The organism is Streptomyces sp. GbtcB7 (assembly GCF_019091445.1).
Classification (GTDB): Bacteria; Actinomycetota; Actinomycetes; order Streptomycetales; family Streptomycetaceae; genus Streptomyces; species Streptomyces mirabilis.
This window is the reverse complement of sequence record NZ_JAGXJM010000472.1, coordinates 1-248: the sequence shown is the minus strand read 5'-3', so window position 1 is coordinate 248 and position 248 is coordinate 1. Positions and strand designations below refer to the sequence as shown.

The following is a 248-nucleotide window of genomic DNA, read 5'->3' as shown; positions in this document are numbered from 1 at the left end:
GCACCCCCCGGAAATCAGACCGGGCGGGATCGGGGCCAGGGCGGTGGCTCCCATGGCGTACCCGACGAGCCAACCGGCCGCCGAGCCCCGGCCCGGGCCCCCGGCGATGCCCTGCCTCTTGGCCCACATGATGGAGTGGGCGCCGACGGGGGAGTACCCCCGGAACCCCCTCTGGCTGATGACGCCCCTCTCGTTCTCGGCCTGCTTCTGGCGGGTCCCGGGGGCGCCCCCGGGGAAGCGGCGCTCCA

General features: G+C 75.8%; 1 protein-coding gene. It reads right to left on the bottom strand.

Annotated features, from left to right (window positions below):
• A partial coding sequence (locus KVT44_RS56530; protein ID WP_217577089.1) for a hypothetical protein occupies window positions 1–248 on the bottom strand: 248 nt, incomplete at both ends.